The sequence below is a fragment of the Yersinia bercovieri ATCC 43970 genome (genome assembly GCF_013282745.1).
Taxonomy (GTDB): Bacteria; Pseudomonadota; Gammaproteobacteria; order Enterobacterales; family Enterobacteriaceae; genus Yersinia; species Yersinia bercovieri.
This window is the reverse complement of record NZ_CP054044.1, coordinates 2,941,754-2,960,156: the sequence shown is the minus strand read 5'-3', so window position 1 is coordinate 2,960,156 and position 18,403 is coordinate 2,941,754. Positions and strand designations below refer to the sequence as shown.

Sequence of the window (18,403 nt, the reverse complement as noted above, 5' to 3'; positions counted from 1 at the left end):
TTCGAGCGCACCAATTATAGGGAGTTAGCTGGTTCGATGCCAGCCCTATACCCTGCGTCATTGAAATTACCACGGTGTTGGCCGCAGCAATTCCAATAACGTCCATCTATCAATAAAGCCGCTTCTATACTGCGCGGAATGATATTTCCGTTGGGATCGCTTCACCTTGCCAGTACATTTCTGCGGCAACATTGGAGGCTAACTGGCGGTAGATGTCAGCAAATTCACTGTCAGGATGGCTAACAACCGTTGGTTCGCCACGATCAAGGTCTTCGCGCAGTGAGATATGCAGTGGGATTTGACCCAACAACTTGCAATGGTATTTCTGCGCCAGTTTCTCTGCACCACCAGTACCGAAAATAGGCTCCAGATGGCCGCAATTGCTGCAAATATGCATGCTCATATTCTCCACGATACCCAGCACTGGCACATGAACTTTCTCGAACATTACAATGCCCTTCATGGCATCTATCAAGGCGATATCTTGTGGTGTTGTCACCACCAGCGCGCCTGTCACCGGAATGTTTTGCGAAAGAGTCAGTTGAATATCACCGGTCCCCGGCGGCATATCAATCACCAGATAATCCAGATCCGGCCATAGGGTATCTTGTAGCATCTGCATCAAGGCCTTACTGGCCATTGGGCCGCGCCACACCATGGCGTTCTCGTCAGTCACCAGATAGCCGATGGAGTTAGTCGCCAGACCATGGGCCATAATCGGCGCCATATGCTTGCCATCAGGTGAGGTTGGCCGCTGATTCATAGTGCCCAGCATGTTCGGGATCGACGGGCCATAAATATCAGCATCCAGAATACCGACTTTCGCCCCCTCCTCCGCCAATGCTAGCGCCAGATTCACTGCGGTACTCGATTTCCCTACACCGCCTTTGCCGGAGCTGACCGCCAGAATATTGCGCACCCCTTTGATGCCCGGCTGGTCATTGGCACGTTTTAGCGTGGTGATGTTGTGGGACAACTTCCAGTCAATAGCTTTAGCACCTGTCACCGCCAGCAACTCTTCACTGACGCTCTCTTTCAATACATCAAAACCAAACTGCCAGGCAAAAGGCATCACCAGCTCAATATGGAGCACATTGTCCAATAAGGCACAGTGATGAATGGCGCGCAACGTGCCGAGATCCTTTTGCAGGGTTGGGTGGCTAAAGGCGGTAAGAACCTTTGAAATTTGTGATTGCAGCAGATCGGCGGTGGTCTGCTCAGGGGATTTTTGGCTCATCCCGGCTCCTTGAATTTATCGTTATTAACCTATGGATAATAGCAATAGTGTACCAGAACTCATTAGCGCCTGTGTGGGCCGAATAGAGAGAAAATCGGCTCAGGCCACATAACCGCCAGGGTTAATAACCAAATAGACTGAAAACAGGTGAAAATCTATTCGTTATGACTTAAGGCAAGATCCCAGCGGCCTTACCCTAGCGGCAAACCGGCTTATCGGTTAACATCAAAGACCCTTTAATCGACATAAAGAAAGCAATTTCCCACTATGGCTCAAGTCGCGAAAAAAATATTGGTGACGTGCGCGCTACCATACGCTAACGGTTCTATTCATCTCGGTCACATGCTCGAGCACATCCAGGCAGACATCTGGGTCCGTTTCCAGCGAATGCGCGGCAACCAGGTTCATTTTATCTGTGCAGATGATGCTCACGGCACTCCAATCATGTTGAAAGCTCAGCAATTGGGTATCGAACCGGAGCAGATGATTGCCGAAATGAGCCAGGAGCACCAACAGGATTTCGCCGGTTTCGCTATCAGTTATGATAACTATCACTCCACCCACAGTGATGAAAACCGTGAACTGTCGAGCCTGATATACAGCCGCCTGAAGGCAAACGGCTATATCAAGAATCGCACTATCTCTCAGCTCTATGATCCTGAGAAAGGCATGTTCCTGCCCGATCGTTTTGTTAAAGGCACCTGCCCGAAGTGTAAAGCGCCAGATCAATATGGCGACAACTGCGAAGTCTGCGGCGCGACCTACAGCCCGACTGAGCTTATTGATCCAAAATCTGCCGTTTCCGGTGCCACACCGGTGATGCGCGAATCTAAGCACTTCTTCTTTGACCTACCTGCATTCAGCGAGATGCTGCAAGCCTGGACGCGTTCTGGCGCACTGCAAGAGCAAGTTGCCAACAAAATGCAGGAGTGGTTTGAATCAGGCCTGCAACAGTGGGATATCACCCGCGATGCACCCTATTTTGGTTTTGAAGTGCCTGATGCACCGGGTAAATATTTCTACGTGTGGCTAGATGCCCCTATCGGTTATATGGGGGCGTTTAAAAACCTGTGTGACAAACGGGGTGATTTGGACTTCGATGAGTTCTGGCGTGAAGGCGCTGAAACCGATCTTTATCACTTCATCGGTAAAGACATCGTTTACTTCCATAGCCTGTTCTGGCCGGCGATGCTGGAGGGCAGTAACTTCCGCAAACCCACCAATCTGTTCGTCCATGGTTATGTCACGGTCAACGGCGCAAAAATGTCGAAATCCCGTGGCACATTCATCAAAGCGGGTACTTACCTAAAGCATCTGGATGCCGATTGCCTGCGTTATTACTATGCCGCGAAGCTCTCCTCCCGCATTGATGATATCGATTTGAATCTGGAAGATTTCGTCCAGCGCGTTAACGCCGACATCGTCAACAAAGTGGTGAATCTGGCCTCCCGTAATGCCGGTTTTATCAACAAACGTTTTGCCGGCAAGTTAGCTGACCAACTGGCAGATCCCGCGCTGTATAAAACCTTCACCGATGCAGCTGTCAGCATTGCTGATGCCTACAACAGCCGCGAATCAAGCAAAGCAATCCGTGAGATCATGGCGCTGGCTGATGTTGCCAACCGCTATATTGATGAGCAAGCGCCGTGGGTGGTGGCGAAAGAAGAGGGCCGTGACGCCGAGCTGCAAGCCATCTGCTCTATGGGCATCAACTTGTTCCGCGTGCTGATGACTTATCTGAAACCGGTATTGCCATCCCTCAATGAGCGTACTGAGGCTTTCCTCAATACCGAATTGACGTGGGATAGCATCGAACAACCGCTGCTGGGCCATCAGATTAATGGCTTTAAAGCGCTGTTTAACCGTATCGATTTGGACAAGGTGAACGAGATGGTCGCCTCTTCTAAAGAAGATATGGCGGCAACCGTGGTGGCAACTGGCCCATTAGCCGATGACCCGATTCAGGAAGTTATCAGTTTCGATGATTTTGCTAAAGTGGATATGCGTATCGCACTGATTCAACAAGCAGAATTTGTCGAAGGCTCCGATAAATTGCTAAAACTGACACTGGATATCGGTGGCGAAACCCGTCAGGTATTCTCTGGCATTCGCTCGGCGTACCCGGATCCAAAAGTGTTGGAAGGCCGTTTGACCATGATGGTAGCAAACCTGGCTCCACGCAAAATGCGCTTCGGTATTTCTGAAGGCATGGTGATGGCAGCCGGCCCTGGCGGCAAGGATATCTTCCTGCTCAGCCCAGACGCTGGCGCTCAGCCGGGTATGCAAGTGAAGTAAAATAGAGTGCTTTTACCACTATGCCGATGAGGGAGACCTGATCGGCATTTTTTTTGCCTTTGCCGCTATGGTTATCACTGCTTCCCGCTCCCCCGCCTCTTGCCCCCCTCGCCTTTGCTGCTTATTTAAGCCATCCAAACTAAAAGATATAACGCGATCGAAAAATTCATAACAAAGTTAATTCCTTATCAAAAAAGTTATGGTTATGATGCTGCATAGAGACAGATAGACGTCTAGACACAAAGATAGCTATAACAACAGCAGCAACACACACATTGCCTAACTTATCGACACCATGACGGAGTTCCGGATGAAAAAAATTGCTTCCCCATTACTGGCCCTGAGCCTGCTGACGGCACTGCCGGTATTCGCTGCGGACACCGCCACATTAGCCCCAATCCCTGATGCTATCGCCAAACATCCAGGGCAGATTAAGATCGCGGTGATCCGTAATTTGGGTTCCGACGACAACACCACACAGTTTCTCTCTGGCGTGTTGAAAGAGGGCAAAAAGCTCGGTTTCAAGGTGGATACCTTCCTGAGCAATGGTGATGACGCCCGTTTTCAGGACTTCGTGAACCAAGCTATCAGCCAAAAATATGACGGCATTATTCTTTCTCAAGGCCGTGATCCTTACTCAACTGAGCTGGTGAAGCGCATTGCGGCCAGCGGCATCGCCGTCTCGGTGTTTGACACCGCGATTCAAGGTGAGATCCCCGGTCTGACAGTGACTCAGCAGGATGATGCTTCCCTCACCAATGAATCCTTTGGTCAATTGGTCAAAGACTTCAATGGTAAAGCCAATATCATCAAACTGTGGGTGGCCGGTTTCCCACCCATGGAGCGCCGTCAGGCGGCTTACCAGACGCTGCTGAAACAGAATCCGGGTATTAATGAGTTGGAGTCTATCGGTGCTGTCTCTTCGGATGTTCAAGGGGATACCGCCAATAAAGTGGGTGCGGTATTGGCGAAATACCCGAAAGGCAAAATTGACGCGATCTGGGGCACTTGGGATGCATTTTCTCAAGGCGCTTATAAAGCCTTACAAGAGAATGGCCGTACCGAAATCAAACTGTACAGCATTGATATCTCGAATCAGGATCTGCAACTGATGCGCGAAGCCAATAGTCCGTGGAAAGTCAGTGTCGCCGTAGACCCTAAACTGATCGGTGCCGTGAACTTGCGTCTAATTGCCAAGAAAATTGCGGGTGAAGCCACACCTGCCAGCTATGAGTTCCGCGCCGCCTCCATTCCTCAAGCATTGCTAGCCAGCCAACCCGGCCCGGTTAACGTGGCAGGTTTGAGTAAAATCATTCCCGGCTGGGGCCAGTCTGATGACTTCAACTCACCCTGGTTTGCCACCCTTGCGGCTAAAAACGCGCAGTAACGGCCAGCAGTTAGAGTGGCGAGTCATGGTAGCTAAGCACGGTAGCTAATCACCGTCAGTAAGGGGCCTACATGGCCAATTGATTTGGAGTGAAATAGATGGCAACGCAAGTAACCTTGCCGACACCAGAATACAGCCGCAATATGCGGCTGATTGGTCATAGTGATCAGGGCGGCAAACCAGATGGTGTGCAGGTAATGGTACATCGTGGCTACGCCTATGTCGGCCATATGGTGTCACAAGGAGTATCGATTATTGATGTCCGGGACGCGAAAAATCCGCGCCCTGCCGGTTTTATCGCCGCACCCGCCAATACCTGGAATGTACACTTACAGGCCCATGATGACCTGCTACTGGTGATTAATGCCCGCGACCTGTTTGCTGACGCCAGTTTTGCCGAAGAGAAGGTCTATTACACCCGCTCGGTGGCACAGACCGTCAGCACCCGTCAGGAGGGCCGTAACTGGAGCGCCGGATTACGTATTTTTGATATTTCGACACCAGATAAACCGCGCGAAATCAGCTTCTTGCCACTTGATGGCATCGGCATTCACCGCATCTGGTACGTCGGTGGGCGCTGGGCCTATGTCTCTGCGCTACTCGATGGTTACAGTGATTATATCTTCCTGACCATTGATCTGGCTGACCCACAAAACCCCGAGGTTGCAGGTCGTTATGCGCTACCCGGTATGCATACTGCCGCCGGTGAACAAGCCAGCTGGCCGGAGGGTAAACGCTACGCACTGCATCATGCCATTATCAGTGGTGACACCGCCTATGGTAGTTGGCGCGATGGTGGACTGACCCTATTAGATGTCAGTGATCGGCACGCGCCCAAACTGATTAGTCATCGTAACTGGAGCCCCCCTTTTGGCGGTGGCACCCATACCGCGCTGCCGCTACCCGACCGCGACCTGCTTGTAGTGCTGGATGAGGCGGTGCTGGATAATCAGGAAGATGGTGAGAAGCATATCTGGCTATTTGACATTCGCGAGCCAAGCAATCCGGTGAGTATCTCGACATTCCCGCAACCCGATGAGCGGGATTATGTGAAAAAAGGTGCACATTTTGGCCCACATAACCTACACGAAAACCGCCCGGGTAGTTTTATCAGCTCATCACTGATTTTTGCCACTTATCAGAATGCCGGTGTCCGCGCTTATGACATCAGCAACCCCTATCAGCCGAAGGAGACCGGCGCTTTGGTGCCCGCCGCACCGGAAAAAATGATGGATAAACGCCCTGGTCGCCCACAAGTCATTCAGTCATGTGATGTATTTGTTGATGCACAAGGGATTATCTACAGCACCGATTATAATGGTGGGTTATCAATCATCGAGTACTTAGGTTAAAAATTCCCTTTGCCCTTGAAGTTGCAGGGGGTTAGCTACGCGCGCTTACCCAAATCACTGACCTGAGTCAGCTCATCGGGGTGCCCGCGCTTGCTGCCTACCTGCAACGCCAATAATTTTGGGCAAGCTTATTACTGGCAGCTCTACTGTTTGCAAAATATATTTCCGCGCCCCCCTCTCTCTTCCTGCCGCAATAGTCTAATGTAATTGGTTGAGCTACTGTCGTCGTGCTGTACGCGTGCCATTTTTATTAGAAAATCCGCATAAAAACAGTTTGTTATCCAAATAATTACAAATAAGAAAATACCATGAAAGGATTTCCCTCACGTGTCACCAATCTGCTGATTGCTTCGCTGGTGTTAACCATTGGTCGAGCCGTTACCCTGCCCTTTATCACCATCTATCTTGCTGAGCATTTTCAATTGGCACCGGATAAAGTTGGGCTAGTGCTAGGGGCGAGTTTGACATTGGGTATTTTCACCAGCCTCTATGGCGGCTATCTGGTGGATAAATTCAACAAAAAACAGTTGATCTTGCTGGCAATCACACTGTTTGCAGCCACCTTCTTTACGCTGCCGTGGGTAGAACATCCCGCCTGGATTATCTTGATATTGGCCCTGCTGCACTCAGCTTACTCGGTCTATGGCATTGCCATTAAAGCCTGCTTTGCCGACTGGCTGCCGGTCAACGAACGCATCAAAGCCTTTTCTGCCAACTACACGCTAGTTAATGTCGGTTGGGCGGTCGGCCCGGCATTAGGGGTGTTAGTGGTCAATATCGGCCCGCAAGTGCCATTTATCATTTCAGGCGCGCTGGCATTGCTGGTTGCCATCACCCTAAAATTCAGGATTAGCAGCGCTGATATGTCAGCCGCTAAATCGACACTGACAGAACCTGCACCTGATTTTCGCCAAACATTCCGCATCTTGCGCCACGATAAGCGACTGATTTACTTCACCCTCGGCGGCATGTTTAGCGCGATTGTCTTTGGCCAATTCTCCGGATATTTATCGCAATATCTGATTACCGTTGCCGATGCCCAATTCGCCTATCAGGTGATTGGGGCGGTCATGACCGTGAATGCCGTGATTGTGATCACTCTGCAATACCTATTGAGCCGCCGCATGAATCAGCAGAATTTAATGCGCTGGTTGATGCTCGGCACCCTGTTCTTTATCATCGGCTTGCTTGGGTTTATGGCCGCTCAGGACTCGATCCCATTATGGATGCTGGCAATGGCGATCTTCTCATTGGGCGAAATTATTGTTATTCCGGTCGAGTACTTGTTTATCGATTTTATTGCGCCAGCGAATCTTAAAGGCAGTTACTATGGGGCGCAGAATCTCGGTCAACTAGGCGGAGCCGTTAACCCCGTGCTTTGTGGTTTTTTGTTAGCCTATGCTGCGCCGCAGATGATGTTCTATATGCTGATTATCGCGGCTATTCTGGGACTGGCCTTCTTCTATCGCGGTTATCTGCTGGCTAAAGCACCCGCTGCTGGCCACCAGCAGAATCAGTCGTGATTGGCATAATTCCATTAAAATTATTCATAGTGTGATGGCTGGCACATAACCAAAGTTAATTGTATGATGAATCAATTCCGTTACTCAGGATCCTCTCTATGCGCAATGTGATTTCACTTTGCTGGCAGTACTTACGGGCTTTCGCCATTATTTACCTCTGCCTATGGGTCGGTAAATTTGTCGCCTTGCTACTGCCCATCACCATCCCCGGCAGTATCATCGGTATGCTGATTCTGTTTACCCTGCTTGCATCGCAAATCTTGCCCTCAAGCTGGGTCAAGCCCGGTTGCCGCATACTGATCCGCTACATGGCGCTGCTGTTTGTCCCAATCGGTGTCGGCGTGATGCAGTATTACGATCAACTTACCAAGCAATTCGGCCCCATTGTCGTCTCCTGCTTTGTCAGCACCCTGATCGTGATGTTAGTGGTGGCGTATAGCTCACATTATGTCCACCGCGAGCGCAAAGTTATCGGCTCTCCAACCCATACGGAGGATGACAAATGATCAGCAACTTATGGTGGTCACTGCCACTGACCTTAATTGTCTTCTTCGCTGCCCGCTATCTGGCCCGCTGGCTAAAAATGCCGCTGCTTAACCCATTACTGATATCTATGGTTGTGATCATTCCATTACTGTTGGTCACACAGATGCCCTACGCCAACTATTTTGCTGGCAGCAAAATCCTAAATGACCTGCTACAACCGGCGGTGGTGGCATTGGCTTTCCCGCTGTACGAACAGTTGCATCAAATTCGCGCGCGCTGGAAATCCATCATAACCATCTGTTTTATAGGCAGTATTACTGCCATGGTGAGTGGCACCGCCGTGGCCCTGTGGATGGGGGCGACACCCGAAATTGCCGCGTCAGTATTGCCTAAATCGGTGACGACCCCCATCGCCATGGCGGTGGCCGAATCTATTCATGGTTTGCCGGCTATCAGTGCGGTATGTGTGATTTTCGTCGGTATTCTGGGGGCGGTATTTGGTCACAGCTTGCTGAATTTATTGAAAATCACCACTAAAGCCTCGCGAGGTTTGGCGATGGGGACGGCTTCCCATGCTCTGGGTACCGCCCGCTGTGCGGAGTTGGATTATCAGGAGGGGGCGTTCAGCTCGCTGGCACTGGTTATCTGCGGGATTATCACCTCTCTGGTGGCGCCGTTCTTATTCCCAGTGCTACTACATTTGTTTGGCTGATGGCATCTCCCTGACGGCGGTTAATCACCAAGATTAATGTATAAATTTGAGATACATCTCTCATTAGTTATTTTACTTGCATAAATTTCATATATAACGGGATACACATCACACTAATAGTCTCCTAAGCTGCCTAAAATAGCTTCCCGTTACAATTGGAGATAATCCCATGCAAGCACGTTTTCACGCCCCTTGGGCTGAGCTGCCCGCTGCACTGCAATCCGCACTTGAACCTATTCTGAGCGCAAACGATTTCCCTGCCATGCTGACCGCCGAGCAAGTGAAAACGGTAAAAGAGATCAGTGAGTTAGATGACGATACACTGGCTTTTGCACTACTGCCCCTGGCTGCTGCTTGCGCACTCACGCCCATATCCCACTTTATGGTCGGGGCCATTGCGCGCGGGAAAAGCGGCAATCTCTATTTCGGTGCCAATATGGAGTTCAGCGGCGCGCCATTGCAGCAAACCATCCATGCTGAGCAGTGTGCGGTCACTCACGCCTGGCTACGTGGTGAAACCGGTCTGGTGTCCATTACCGTCAATTACACGCCTTGTGGCCACTGCCGCCAGTTTATGAATGAGCTAAACAGTGGCACTGATTTGCATATTCATCTGCCAGGTCGCCCTGCGTCTACACTGGGCCAATATCTACCGGATGCCTTCGGCCCGAAAGATCTGGCGATCACCACCCTGCTAATGGACCCGGTGGATCACGGTTACTCGGTGGCAGCAACCGATCCTCTGACACAAGCCGCACTTCATGGTGCCAACCATAGCCATGCGCCTTACAGCCTTTCTCACAGTGGTGTTGCCGTCGAACTGGCTGATGGCACGATTTATACTGGCCGTTATGCTGAAAACGCGGCGTTCAACCCGAGCCTGCCGCCACTGCAAGCCGCATTGATTTTAGCGAATCTGTCCGGCAAAGATTGTGCTGCTATTCGCCGCGCAGTGCTGGTGGAAGGTAATAACGCGATTTTAAGTCAGTGGGATGCTACTCATGCAACACTCGCGGCCTTAGGTTGCTCAGAGGTCAACCGCGTCACTTTTTAAGTTGGTTATTTTTTAAGCTAAAAAGACCTGATTTGCTGGGGTTATATCGTTAACCCCAGTTAACCAAACAACACATTCCCACCGCTAATAACTAAATCTGCAAGATAACTCGCATTTCCACCTGTAACCGACATATTTAACTAACAAAAGCTGTACATATTTCTCTTATCTTTTAGGATCGGGGCAACTACCTGATAACGTCAACTATCTGATAACGTCTAAGAGTAAAACTCATGGAACTTGAATACGAAAGTAAGCGCCCCCTCTATATCCCCTACGCCGGCCCTATCCTGTTAGAATTCCCTTTGCTGAACAAAGGCAGCGCCTTCACCAACGATGAGCGTAACCATTTCAACCTGCACGGCTTATTGCCGGAAGCGGTTGAAACCATTGAAGAACAAGCAGAGCGTGCTTACCGCCAGTATCAGGATTTCAAAAACGACGACGATAAGCATATTTATCTGCGCAATATCCAGGACACCAACGAAACCCTATTTTATCGCCTGCTGGAAGCTCATCTCAGTGAGATGATGCCGATTATCTACACGCCAACTGTTGGTGAAGCATGCGAACACTTTTCGGATATTTATCGCCGTGCACGTGGCTTGTTTATCTCTTACCCCAATCGTGAACACATTGACGATATGCTGCAAAACGCCACCAAGCAAAACGTTAAAGTTATCGTGGTGACCGACGGTGAACGTATTCTTGGCCTTGGCGATCAGGGCATTGGCGGCATGGGTATTCCAATCGGTAAACTGTCACTCTATACCGCGTGTGGTGGTATCAGCCCTGCGTATACTTTGCCAGTGGTATTAGATGTTGGCACCAATAACCCACAACGCCTGAATGACCCGCTGTATATGGGCTGGCGTCATCCGCGTATTTCCGGTGACGAATATTATGCTTTCGTGGATGAATTCATCCAGGCAGTAAAACGTCGCTGGCCAAATGTACTGTTACAGTTTGAAGACTTTGCTCAGAACAATGCCACCCCGCTACTGAACCGCTACCGTGATGAGCTGTGCTGTTTCAACGATGATATCCAAGGTACAGCAGCAGTGACCCTCGGCAGCCTGATTGCCGCCAGCCACGCGGCAGGTAGCCAGCTGCGCGACCAAACTGTCACCTTCCTTGGGGCCGGATCTGCGGGTTGCGGTATTGCAGAACAGATAATCGCGCAGATGATTTCAGAGGGATTGAGTGAAGAGCAAGCTCGTGGGCGGGTGTTTATGGTTGACCGCTTCGGCCTGCTGACCGACAAACTGCCGAATTTGTTGGCTTTCCAAAGCAAATTGGTGCAAAAAAGTGATGCGCTGCAAAACTGGAATTTAACCAGTGACTCAATTTCACTGCTGGATGTGGTGCGCAATGCCAAACCAACCGTGCTAATTGGTGTTTCAGGCCAGCCGGGGCTGTTTACGGAAGAGTTGATCCGCGAGATGCACCAACACTGCCCACGGCCAATCGTGATGCCACTCTCAAACCCAACATCGCGGGTTGAAGCTCGGCCAGAAGATATCATTAACTGGACTGATGGTGCCGCGCTGGTGGCGACCGGTAGCCCATTCTCACCGGTTAGCTATAAAGAGAAACTCTATCCGATTGCTCAGTGCAACAACTCCTATATCTTCCCCGGTATTGGTTTAGGTGTGCTGGCATCCGGTGCCAAACGTGTCACCGATGGGATGTTGATGGCCGCCAGCCGTGCATTGGCAGAGTGCTCACCGCTGGCACTTAACGGCGAAGGCGCGTTACTGCCCAATATCGACGATATTCAGGCCGTATCAAAAACAATTGCCATGCAAGTTGGCAAAGCTGCACAGTTGCAAGGTGTCGCCATTGTGACCTCAGAAGAAGCACTGGCGAAAGCCATTGAGCATAACTACTGGCAACCGCAGTACCGCACCTATAAGCGCACCTCGTTCTAAACCTAATTCGGCCTGTGCTTCGGCATGGGCCGCCCCCTGCAACAGCAAGAACGAAGGGATATCCAAATTAATTAGAATTGCAGTTAGACAGCAAACATCAGACCACTGACAAACCTCAGTTACTCACTCTAAAAAGGTGAGGACAGGTAGAAGAGTAAAGCGTCCGCGCCAGGGAGGGCGCGGCTCGAGCCTCCATGGATGGATCTACGGCGTCTTTACGATCTACTTGTTCTCACCGTTCAAGTACATTGTCAGTGATTCGGGTGACAAATCTGTCGGGAGCAGATTTGAACGCTGCTGGCAGCGGCCTCGCAGAGGCGAGGCCCATGGATGGGCCGAGTATTGAGCGCAGCCAACACACCTGCAGCTTGAAAGATGACAATTATCCCCAATAGATTTCGAGTTGCAGGAAGGCGGCAAGCAAGAGAATCCCGATGAGCTTACATCAGTAAGTGATTCGGGTGATTGAGCGCAGCCAACACACCTGTAGCTTGAAAGATGATGGGGATAGGTATTGCGCAACATGGACGGGTACAGTAGCCTTGCAACTATCACCAGTGAGTTGAATGCATCGAAGGCCAGAGAATGTGGAAACGCCTGATTATTAGCTTAATTATCATCGCAGGGTTGCTGATGGTCACAGCTATTGCACTCGATCGCTGGATCAGTTGGAAAACTGCCCCCTTTATCTATGACGAGCTACAGGATTTACCCCACCGACAGGTTGGCGTGGTACTTGGCACCGCCAAATATTATCGCACTGGGGGCATTAATCAGTTTTATCAATATCGCATTCAAGGGGCGCTAAACGCTTATAACAGCGGTAAGGTCAGCTACTTACTGCTCAGTGGCGACAACGCCCTGCACAGTTATAACGAGCCGATGACCATGCGCCGTGACTTGATCGCCGCCGGTGTCCCACCGGCTGATATCGTGCTGGATTACGCCGGTTTCCGCACGCTGGACTCCATCGTCCGCACGCGAAAAGTCTTTGATACCAATGATTTTATTATCATTACTCAACGCTTCCACTGCGAACGGGCGCTGTTTATCGCTCAGCATATGGGAATTCAGGCGCAATGTTTCGCTGTACCATCGCCAAAAGATATGCTCAACGTTCGAGTACGCGAAATCTTTGCCCGCCTTGGTGCGCTATCTGATCTCTATATCCTGAAACGCGAACCCCGCTTCCTCGGGCCACTAATCCCTATTCCGGCGGTACACATCATACCGGATGACGCCCAAGGCTATCCTGCCGTCTCGCCCGAACAACTCGTCGAGCTTGAGCACCGGCTGGCAGAAGAGAAACAAAAAAACAGCCCCCCCCCTGAACCCGCAACAAAATGAGTTCTGGCAGACCGCTGACAAAACACGATGACGCGATCTGGAGCGGAGAGGACGGGTAGAAGAGTAAAGCGTCCGCGCCAGGGATGGCGCGGCTCGAGCCTCCAGGGACGGATTGACGGCGTCTTTACGATCTAGCTGTTCTCTCCACACCGGCACTTTGTCAATAACCTCGTTCTGGGTTTGGTTTTTGAATAGGTTTGGTCTTCGCCTTTGGCCTTGAGCGCAATTAGAGGATGGGGAGGTGATCGCTTCGGTTGACATGAGATAGGTGTTCACTTGGCCTCTCGCGCCTCAACCGCTAGCAAAAACTACTCCCTTTGCCCCAAAAACAGTCCTACATCACTCTCAACCTCCCCCATCTCCTGCAACAACTGCAAGGTCTCCAGCGCCTCATCTTCATCCAGCCGACTCATCGCAAACCCCACATGCACCAACACCCAATGGCCGATCAATGCCGCGCGGCCCGGGGCATCCTCGGCCACCAGCATAATATTGACACTGCGCCGCACACCGCACACATCCACCCAAGCTGTACCCGCCTGCGTCTCATCCAATGCCACAATTTGCCCTGGAATACCTATACACATAATCTGGCCTCTGTCTCTTCCCGCCGCGCGGTTCTAGCTATAAAAAGTAAACTCACTCCACCTCCAACCGCTTAATCATCACCCCATCATCCGCGGCACCAATACGTAAATGACTCCCCGCGCACAACGGGCAGCGCGTCACTTTGCTGCTAAGTAAATTAACCTCCTGCTGGCAGTCGTGGCACCACACCTGTGACTGCTGCTGGCTAAGGTGTAGAACGCAACCTTCCGCCAGCGTGCCACGACACACTAGCTCAAAACAGAACACCAATGCCTGCGGCTCGACACAGGAAAATGCACCAGTCTCCAGCCACACGCCGGTAATCCGCTGCGCGCCATGCAGCCGCGCCTGCTGCTCCATCATGGTAAGCGCGTTTTGGCATAAGGTTATCTCATGCATGACTCTGCTGCTCCTGTGGTGATTGCTCTGTGCGAGGTATTGCTCTGTGCTAAGTGATGCAAAGAAGATGCCAGCAATACAGCGCTTTTTCGCAGTTCATCACCCCATATAACAATCTGATAAATAAAGTTATTAGCCAGATGTTCCTCGCGACAGATTCATCATGCGAATAATCACTGTCGAAGTGTCATCGTCGAGCATGGCTTTCGTCACTAATGTCGACACTTCAGGCTGGCAACCATGCTGTGTTGGCGGCATTTTACCTCTCGCTTCACTATCCGCCATTGGTCGAGGCCATAGCCTATGGGCCTCCACGCGGCTTTTCCCACCGCGGCTACCGTGCTGGCACAAAATATGCTTTAGAGCTGGGAAATGATCGCTATCAGCCTGACTGTCACCAGATTTTTGTCCCGGAGGGTATGGCTATGAACCGCTTTGTGATTGCGGAGCCGAGGCTTTGTATTGGATGCAATACCTGCATGGCTGCTTGCAGCCAGGTGCATAAAGCCGAGGGTTTACAAGAGCATCCCAGATTGACCGTGATGCGTAACGCCACGGTTACGGCACCAATTCTCTGTCGCCACTGTGAGGATGCGTGGTGTGCACGGGTTTGCCCGATCAATGCCATCACCATGACCAATCACTCGGTTGAATTGGATGAAACCACCTGCATCGGCTGCAAACTCTGTGCCATCGCCTGCCCATTTGGCGCAATCACCCCGGCGGGCAGCAAACCACTGGCGGTGCCGGACACTTTCCCGGAGTTCATTCCGATGAGCGAACTGTCCGATGTGCCGTTCAGCCCCGCTAACATGCACCCCCTCCTCGCCTGGAGCGCCGGGGTGCGCACAGTGGCGGTGAAATGTGACTTATGCCGCTTCCAGCCCCAAGGACCGGAGTGCGTGCGGGTCTGCCCGACCAACGCCTTGATACTGGTGGATGAACAGCGCATCGAACAGGCCAATCGGGCTAAGCGCATGGCGGCGGCCTGTGGGTTAGCAGATAACAGGGCCTTTCTGGCCATGGACAGCGCGCCCGCTATCTCTCACGAGGAGCAGAAAAGATGATGACTTCACTTGAGCTATTGTGGCTCTCTTTATTGCTCTATCTGGCAGGTGCGCTGCTCTCCTTGCTGTTGGCACGGCGCGAAACTGCGGCTATCTATGCCTCTGGGCTGGCTTCATTGCTGGGAGGCATTGCCGGTCTGTTGGCTGCCACGCCCACCTTACTGGCTGGCGGCACTATTACTTTTGCTACTGCGGGGCCATTCCCCTTCGCGGCATTCACTCTGCGCCTTGACCCACTCGCCGCCTTTATGCTGCTGGTCATTTCATTGCTGGTGGTGATAACTGCACTCTACTCATTGGCCTACGTGCAGGAGTACAAAGGGCGCGGCGCCTGGGGAATGGGGGTGTTTATGAATCTGTTCATCGCCTCAATGGTGGCTCTGGTGGTGGTGGATAACGCCTTCTATTTCATCGTGTTTTTCGAAATGATGTCACTGGCCTCATACTTCCTGGTGATAGCCGATCAGGATGACGATGCCATCAGCGCCGGCCTACTCTACTTTCTGATTGCCCATGCCGGTTCGGTACTGATTATGGTCGCCTTCTTCCTGCTCTATCGCCTCAGCGGCAGTCTGGAGTTTGCCGCTTTCCGGCAGGTGGAACCGCAACCGGTTATGGCCTCGATTATCTTCTTGTTGGCCCTCTTCGGCTTTGGTGCCAAAGCGGGGATGCTGCCACTCCATGGCTGGTTACCGCGCGCGCACCCGGCTGCCCCCTCTCATGCCTCGGCCCTGATGTCCGGTGTGATGGTGAAAATTGGCATCTTCGGCATCATCAAGGTGGGCATTGATTTACTGGGTGCCAGCCAGCTGTGGTGGGGCGTGGTGGTGCTGGCATTCGGCGCAGTGTCGTCGGTGTTGGGGGTGCTCTATGCGCTGGCGGAGCACGATATCAAGCGGCTGCTGGCTTATCACACTGTCGAAAATATCGGCATTATCCTAATGGGCGTCGGGGTCGGCATGATAGGTATCGCCAGCCAGCAACCGGTCTTGGCCGCTTTGGGTCTGCTCGGCGCACTCTACCATCTGCTTAACCACGCCGTTTTCAAAGGGCTGCTGTTCCTCGGTGCCGGTGCCATCATCTACCGCTTGCACACCAAGGATATGGAGAAGATGGGCGGGCTCGCCAGAGTGATGCCTTACACCGCGTTGGCCTTTTTGGTTGGCTGTATGGCGATCTCGGCCCTGCCGCCATTTAATGGTTTCGTCAGTGAATGGTTCACCTATCAATCACTGTTTACCATGACCAAAAATGGCGGTTTTATGATTCGCCTGGCGGGGCCGATTGCCATCGTGATGCTGGCTATCACCGGCGCACTGGCGGCGATGTGCTTCGTTAAAGTGTACGGCATCAGCTTCTGTGGCCTGCCGCGCACCGAGAAAGCCGCCCTTGCGCGGGAAGTGCCGTGGCCGATGACCGCCGCCATGCTGCTGCTAGCACTGCTCTGTTTGGCGTTGGGGATTGGCGCGACTCAGGTGGCACCGATTATTGCTCGCATCGCCGCCAGCTTAATCACGGCCCCGCAAACACCCGCGATACAGGTGGCACAAGGGGTAGTGCTGTTCCCGCAACATAGCTCGCAGGCGATGCTCTCCACCCTCTGCATCTTCTTTGGCTTACTGATCTTGCCGCTGGTGATTTTACTGGTCGCCAGCCTCTACAAAGGCAGCCGGCTGGCATTTCGTCATGGCGGCGACCCTTGGGCCTGCGGTTATGCCTATGAGCAGGCGATGACCGTCTCCGCCGGGGGCTTTACTCAGCCACTGCGGGTCATGTTCGCCCCGCTCTACCGGATGCGCAAAAAGCTGGACCCGGCACCGATGATGCAGAGTGCGCTGGAGCACTCAATCAGCGGCGCAACACGGGTGGAGCCGGTATGGGACGACAAAGTTGTGGCCCCGCTTATCCGCCTGATCCAATGGCTCAGCCAGCGTATTCAATGGCTGCAACAGGGTGATTTCCGCCTCTACTGTCTGTATGTGGTCGCCGCGCTGGTGATTCTGCTGATTGTGGCGGCTATTTAAGGAGACGAGCAATGCCAACTACCGATATGCCTACGGTCTCTATGATTGCCTTCGCCTGCGGGCAGGCGCTTTTCATGCTGGCGCTGGCTCCGTTGATGTCCGGCATTTCGCGCATGGTGAAAGCCCGAATGCACTCTCGCCGTGGGCCGGGGGTGCTGCAAGAGTATCGCGATTTAGCCAAGCTGCTGAAACGGCAAGATGTGGCACCGGCCAATGCTGGCATCATCTTCCGCCTAATGCCCTATGTGCTACTGGGCAGCATGTTGCTGATTGCCATGGCGCTGCCGATTTTCACTCTGGCCTCGCCGTTTGGGGTAGCGGGGGATCTGATAGCGCTGCTCTATCTGTTCGCGCTATTCCGCTTCTTCTTCTCACTGGCTGGTCTGGATAGCGGCAGCATCTTCGCCGGTATCGGTGCCAGTCGTGAGTTGACACTGGGGGTGCTGGTGGAGCCGACGCTAATCCTCTCGCTGCTAGTGGTCGGGCTGATTGCCGGCTCCACCAATATCGGCACCATCAGTACCACCCTGTCTGAGGGCCACTGGCAGTCGCCGACCGCCACCGCGCTGGCGTTGCTGGCCTGCGGTTTCGCGGTATTTATCGAGATGGGCAAAATCCCGTTTGATGTCGCCGAAGCTGAGCAAGAGCTACAGGAGGGGCCGCTGACTGAATACTCCGGCGCGTCACTGGGGCTGGTCAAGTGGGGGATTAGCCTCAAGCAAGTGGTGGTGGCGCAACTGTTCCTCGCGGTATTTATCCCGTTCGGCAAGCTGGCGGTACTCAGCGGCCCCGGCTTGCTATGGGCGCTGGTGGCCTGCGTTGCCAAATTGGCGCTGATATTTGTCCTCGCCTCCATGGTGGAGAACAGCATTGCCCGTGGGCGCTTCCTGTTGACCTCCCGTGTTACCTGGCTAGGGTTTGGTGTTGCCGCCCTCTCCCTGGTTTTCTATCTCACCGGTCTTTAAGGCGCTACTAACCTCATCATGGAGAACCTGGCTCTT

The 18,403-nt window shown here is 52.4% G+C and carries 15 protein-coding genes; 12 read left to right on the top strand and 3 right to left on the bottom strand.

Going from position 1 to position 18,403, the window contains the following annotated elements:
• Window positions 1-124: 124 nt before the first annotated feature.
• On the bottom strand, window positions 125-1,237 hold the full coding sequence (gene apbC, locus HRK25_RS13315; RefSeq protein ID WP_005277348.1) for an iron-sulfur cluster carrier protein ApbC: 1,113 nt from the start codon (window positions 1,235-1,237) through the stop codon (window positions 125-127).
• 267 nt (window positions 1,238-1,504) lie between these two features.
• Between apbC and metG the strand changes: the two genes are divergently transcribed.
• The 9 genes from metG to sanA all read left to right on the top strand — a co-directional run bounded on the left by metG (window position 1,505) and on the right by sanA (window position 13,324).
• Window positions 1,505-3,532: a methionine--tRNA ligase gene (gene metG, locus HRK25_RS13310; protein WP_032898524.1), complete on the top strand. Its 2,028-nt coding sequence runs from the start codon at window positions 1,505-1,507 to the stop codon at window positions 3,530-3,532.
• A 310-nt stretch (window positions 3,533-3,842) separates the two neighbouring features.
• A complete protein-coding gene (locus tag HRK25_RS13305; protein ID WP_005277351.1) occupies window positions 3,843-4,919 on the top strand; it encodes a sugar ABC transporter substrate-binding protein in 1,077 nt (358 codons plus the stop codon).
• A 98-nt stretch (window positions 4,920-5,017) separates the two neighbouring features.
• Window positions 5,018-6,271: an LVIVD repeat-containing protein gene (locus HRK25_RS13300; RefSeq protein ID WP_005277353.1), complete on the top strand. Its 1,254-nt coding sequence runs from the start codon at window positions 5,018-5,020 to the stop codon at window positions 6,269-6,271.
• Window positions 6,272-6,579: 308 nt separating this feature from the next.
• A complete protein-coding gene (locus tag HRK25_RS13295; RefSeq protein WP_005277355.1) occupies window positions 6,580-7,794 on the top strand; it encodes an MFS transporter in 1,215 nt (404 codons plus the stop codon).
• Between the two features lie 98 nt (window positions 7,795-7,892).
• Entirely contained in the window at window positions 7,893-8,300 is a 408-nt protein-coding gene (locus tag HRK25_RS13290) for a CidA/LrgA family protein (protein WP_005277357.1), read from the top strand.
• Window positions 8,297-8,992, top strand: coding sequence for a CidB/LrgB family autolysis modulator (locus tag HRK25_RS13285; protein ID WP_032898525.1), 696 nt, complete (start codon window positions 8,297-8,299; stop codon window positions 8,990-8,992). The genes HRK25_RS13290 and HRK25_RS13285 overlap by 4 nt, the downstream gene beginning before the upstream one ends.
• A gap of 169 nt (window positions 8,993-9,161) precedes the next feature.
• Window positions 9,162-10,046, top strand: a complete 885-nt coding sequence (cdd, locus tag HRK25_RS13280; RefSeq protein WP_005277361.1) for a cytidine deaminase — start codon at window positions 9,162-9,164, stop codon at window positions 10,044-10,046.
• 233 nt (window positions 10,047-10,279) lie between these two features.
• Entirely contained in the window at window positions 10,280-11,977 is a 1,698-nt protein-coding gene (locus HRK25_RS13275) for an NAD-dependent malic enzyme (protein ID WP_005277364.1), read from the top strand.
• A 585-nt stretch (window positions 11,978-12,562) separates the two neighbouring features.
• Window positions 12,563-13,324: an outer membrane permeability protein SanA gene (gene sanA, locus HRK25_RS13270; protein WP_005277365.1), complete on the top strand. Its 762-nt coding sequence runs from the start codon at window positions 12,563-12,565 to the stop codon at window positions 13,322-13,324.
• 308 nt (window positions 13,325-13,632) lie between these two features.
• On the opposite strand, the gene HRK25_RS13265 is transcribed toward sanA, so the two are convergent.
• Entirely contained in the window at window positions 13,633-13,911 is a 279-nt protein-coding gene (locus tag HRK25_RS13265) for a HypC/HybG/HupF family hydrogenase formation chaperone (RefSeq protein WP_005273791.1), read from the bottom strand.
• A gap of 52 nt (window positions 13,912-13,963) precedes the next feature.
• The gene (gene hypA / locus HRK25_RS13260; RefSeq protein ID WP_032897680.1) at window positions 13,964-14,311 is read right to left on the bottom strand and encodes a hydrogenase maturation nickel metallochaperone HypA; all 348 of its coding nucleotides are present in this window, start codon (window positions 14,309-14,311) and stop codon (window positions 13,964-13,966) included.
• Window positions 14,312-14,736: 425 nt separating this feature from the next.
• Here hypA and HRK25_RS13255 point away from each other — a divergent pair, with 425 nt between their 5' ends.
• Genes HRK25_RS13255 through HRK25_RS13245 form a run of 3 tightly spaced genes read left to right on the top strand, consistent with a single transcriptional unit; the run spans window position 14,737 to window position 18,367 of the window.
• Window positions 14,737-15,378: a 4Fe-4S dicluster domain-containing protein gene (locus tag HRK25_RS13255; RefSeq protein ID WP_032897732.1), complete on the top strand. Its 642-nt coding sequence runs from the start codon at window positions 14,737-14,739 to the stop codon at window positions 15,376-15,378.
• Window positions 15,375-17,402, top strand: coding sequence for a hydrogenase 4 subunit B (gene hyfB / locus HRK25_RS13250; RefSeq protein ID WP_032897683.1), 2,028 nt, complete (start codon window positions 15,375-15,377; stop codon window positions 17,400-17,402). Before HRK25_RS13255 ends, hyfB begins: the two co-directional genes overlap by 4 nt.
• Before the next feature lie 11 nt (window positions 17,403-17,413).
• Entirely contained in the window at window positions 17,414-18,367 is a 954-nt protein-coding gene (locus HRK25_RS13245; RefSeq protein WP_032897686.1) for a respiratory chain complex I subunit 1 family protein, read from the top strand.
• Window positions 18,368-18,403: the final 36 nt, after the last annotated feature.

What these genes read in the sequence shown, in the direction of transcription:
- metG (WP_032898524.1), top strand. Translation starts at nt 1,505, where the DNA reads ATGGCTCAAGTCGCGAAAAAAATATTGGTGACGTGCGCGCTACCATAC.
- HRK25_RS13245 (WP_032897686.1), top strand. Translation starts at nt 17,414, where the DNA reads ATGCCAACTACCGATATGCCTACGGTCTCTATGATTGCCTTCGCCTGC.
- HRK25_RS13255 (WP_032897732.1), top strand. Translation starts at nt 14,737, where the DNA reads ATGAACCGCTTTGTGATTGCGGAGCCGAGGCTTTGTATTGGATGCAAT.
- hyfB (WP_032897683.1), top strand. Translation starts at nt 15,375, where the DNA reads ATGATGACTTCACTTGAGCTATTGTGGCTCTCTTTATTGCTCTATCTG.
- HRK25_RS13305 (WP_005277351.1), top strand. Translation starts at nt 3,843, where the DNA reads ATGAAAAAAATTGCTTCCCCATTACTGGCCCTGAGCCTGCTGACGGCA.
- HRK25_RS13300 (WP_005277353.1), top strand. Translation starts at nt 5,018, where the DNA reads ATGGCAACGCAAGTAACCTTGCCGACACCAGAATACAGCCGCAATATG.
- HRK25_RS13285 (WP_032898525.1), top strand. Translation starts at nt 8,297, where the DNA reads ATGATCAGCAACTTATGGTGGTCACTGCCACTGACCTTAATTGTCTTC.
- HRK25_RS13275 (WP_005277364.1), top strand. Translation starts at nt 10,280, where the DNA reads ATGGAACTTGAATACGAAAGTAAGCGCCCCCTCTATATCCCCTACGCC.
- sanA (WP_005277365.1), top strand. Translation starts at nt 12,563, where the DNA reads ATGTGGAAACGCCTGATTATTAGCTTAATTATCATCGCAGGGTTGCTG.
- hypA (WP_032897680.1), bottom strand. Translation starts at nt 14,311, where the DNA reads ATGCATGAGATAACCTTATGCCAAAACGCGCTTACCATGATGGAGCAG.
- HRK25_RS13290 (WP_005277357.1), top strand. Translation starts at nt 7,893, where the DNA reads ATGCGCAATGTGATTTCACTTTGCTGGCAGTACTTACGGGCTTTCGCC.
- HRK25_RS13295 (WP_005277355.1), top strand. Translation starts at nt 6,580, where the DNA reads ATGAAAGGATTTCCCTCACGTGTCACCAATCTGCTGATTGCTTCGCTG.
- cdd (WP_005277361.1), top strand. Translation starts at nt 9,162, where the DNA reads ATGCAAGCACGTTTTCACGCCCCTTGGGCTGAGCTGCCCGCTGCACTG.
- apbC (WP_005277348.1), bottom strand. Translation starts at nt 1,237, where the DNA reads ATGAGCCAAAAATCCCCTGAGCAGACCACCGCCGATCTGCTGCAATCA.
- HRK25_RS13265 (WP_005273791.1), bottom strand. Translation starts at nt 13,911, where the DNA reads ATGTGTATAGGTATTCCAGGGCAAATTGTGGCATTGGATGAGACGCAG.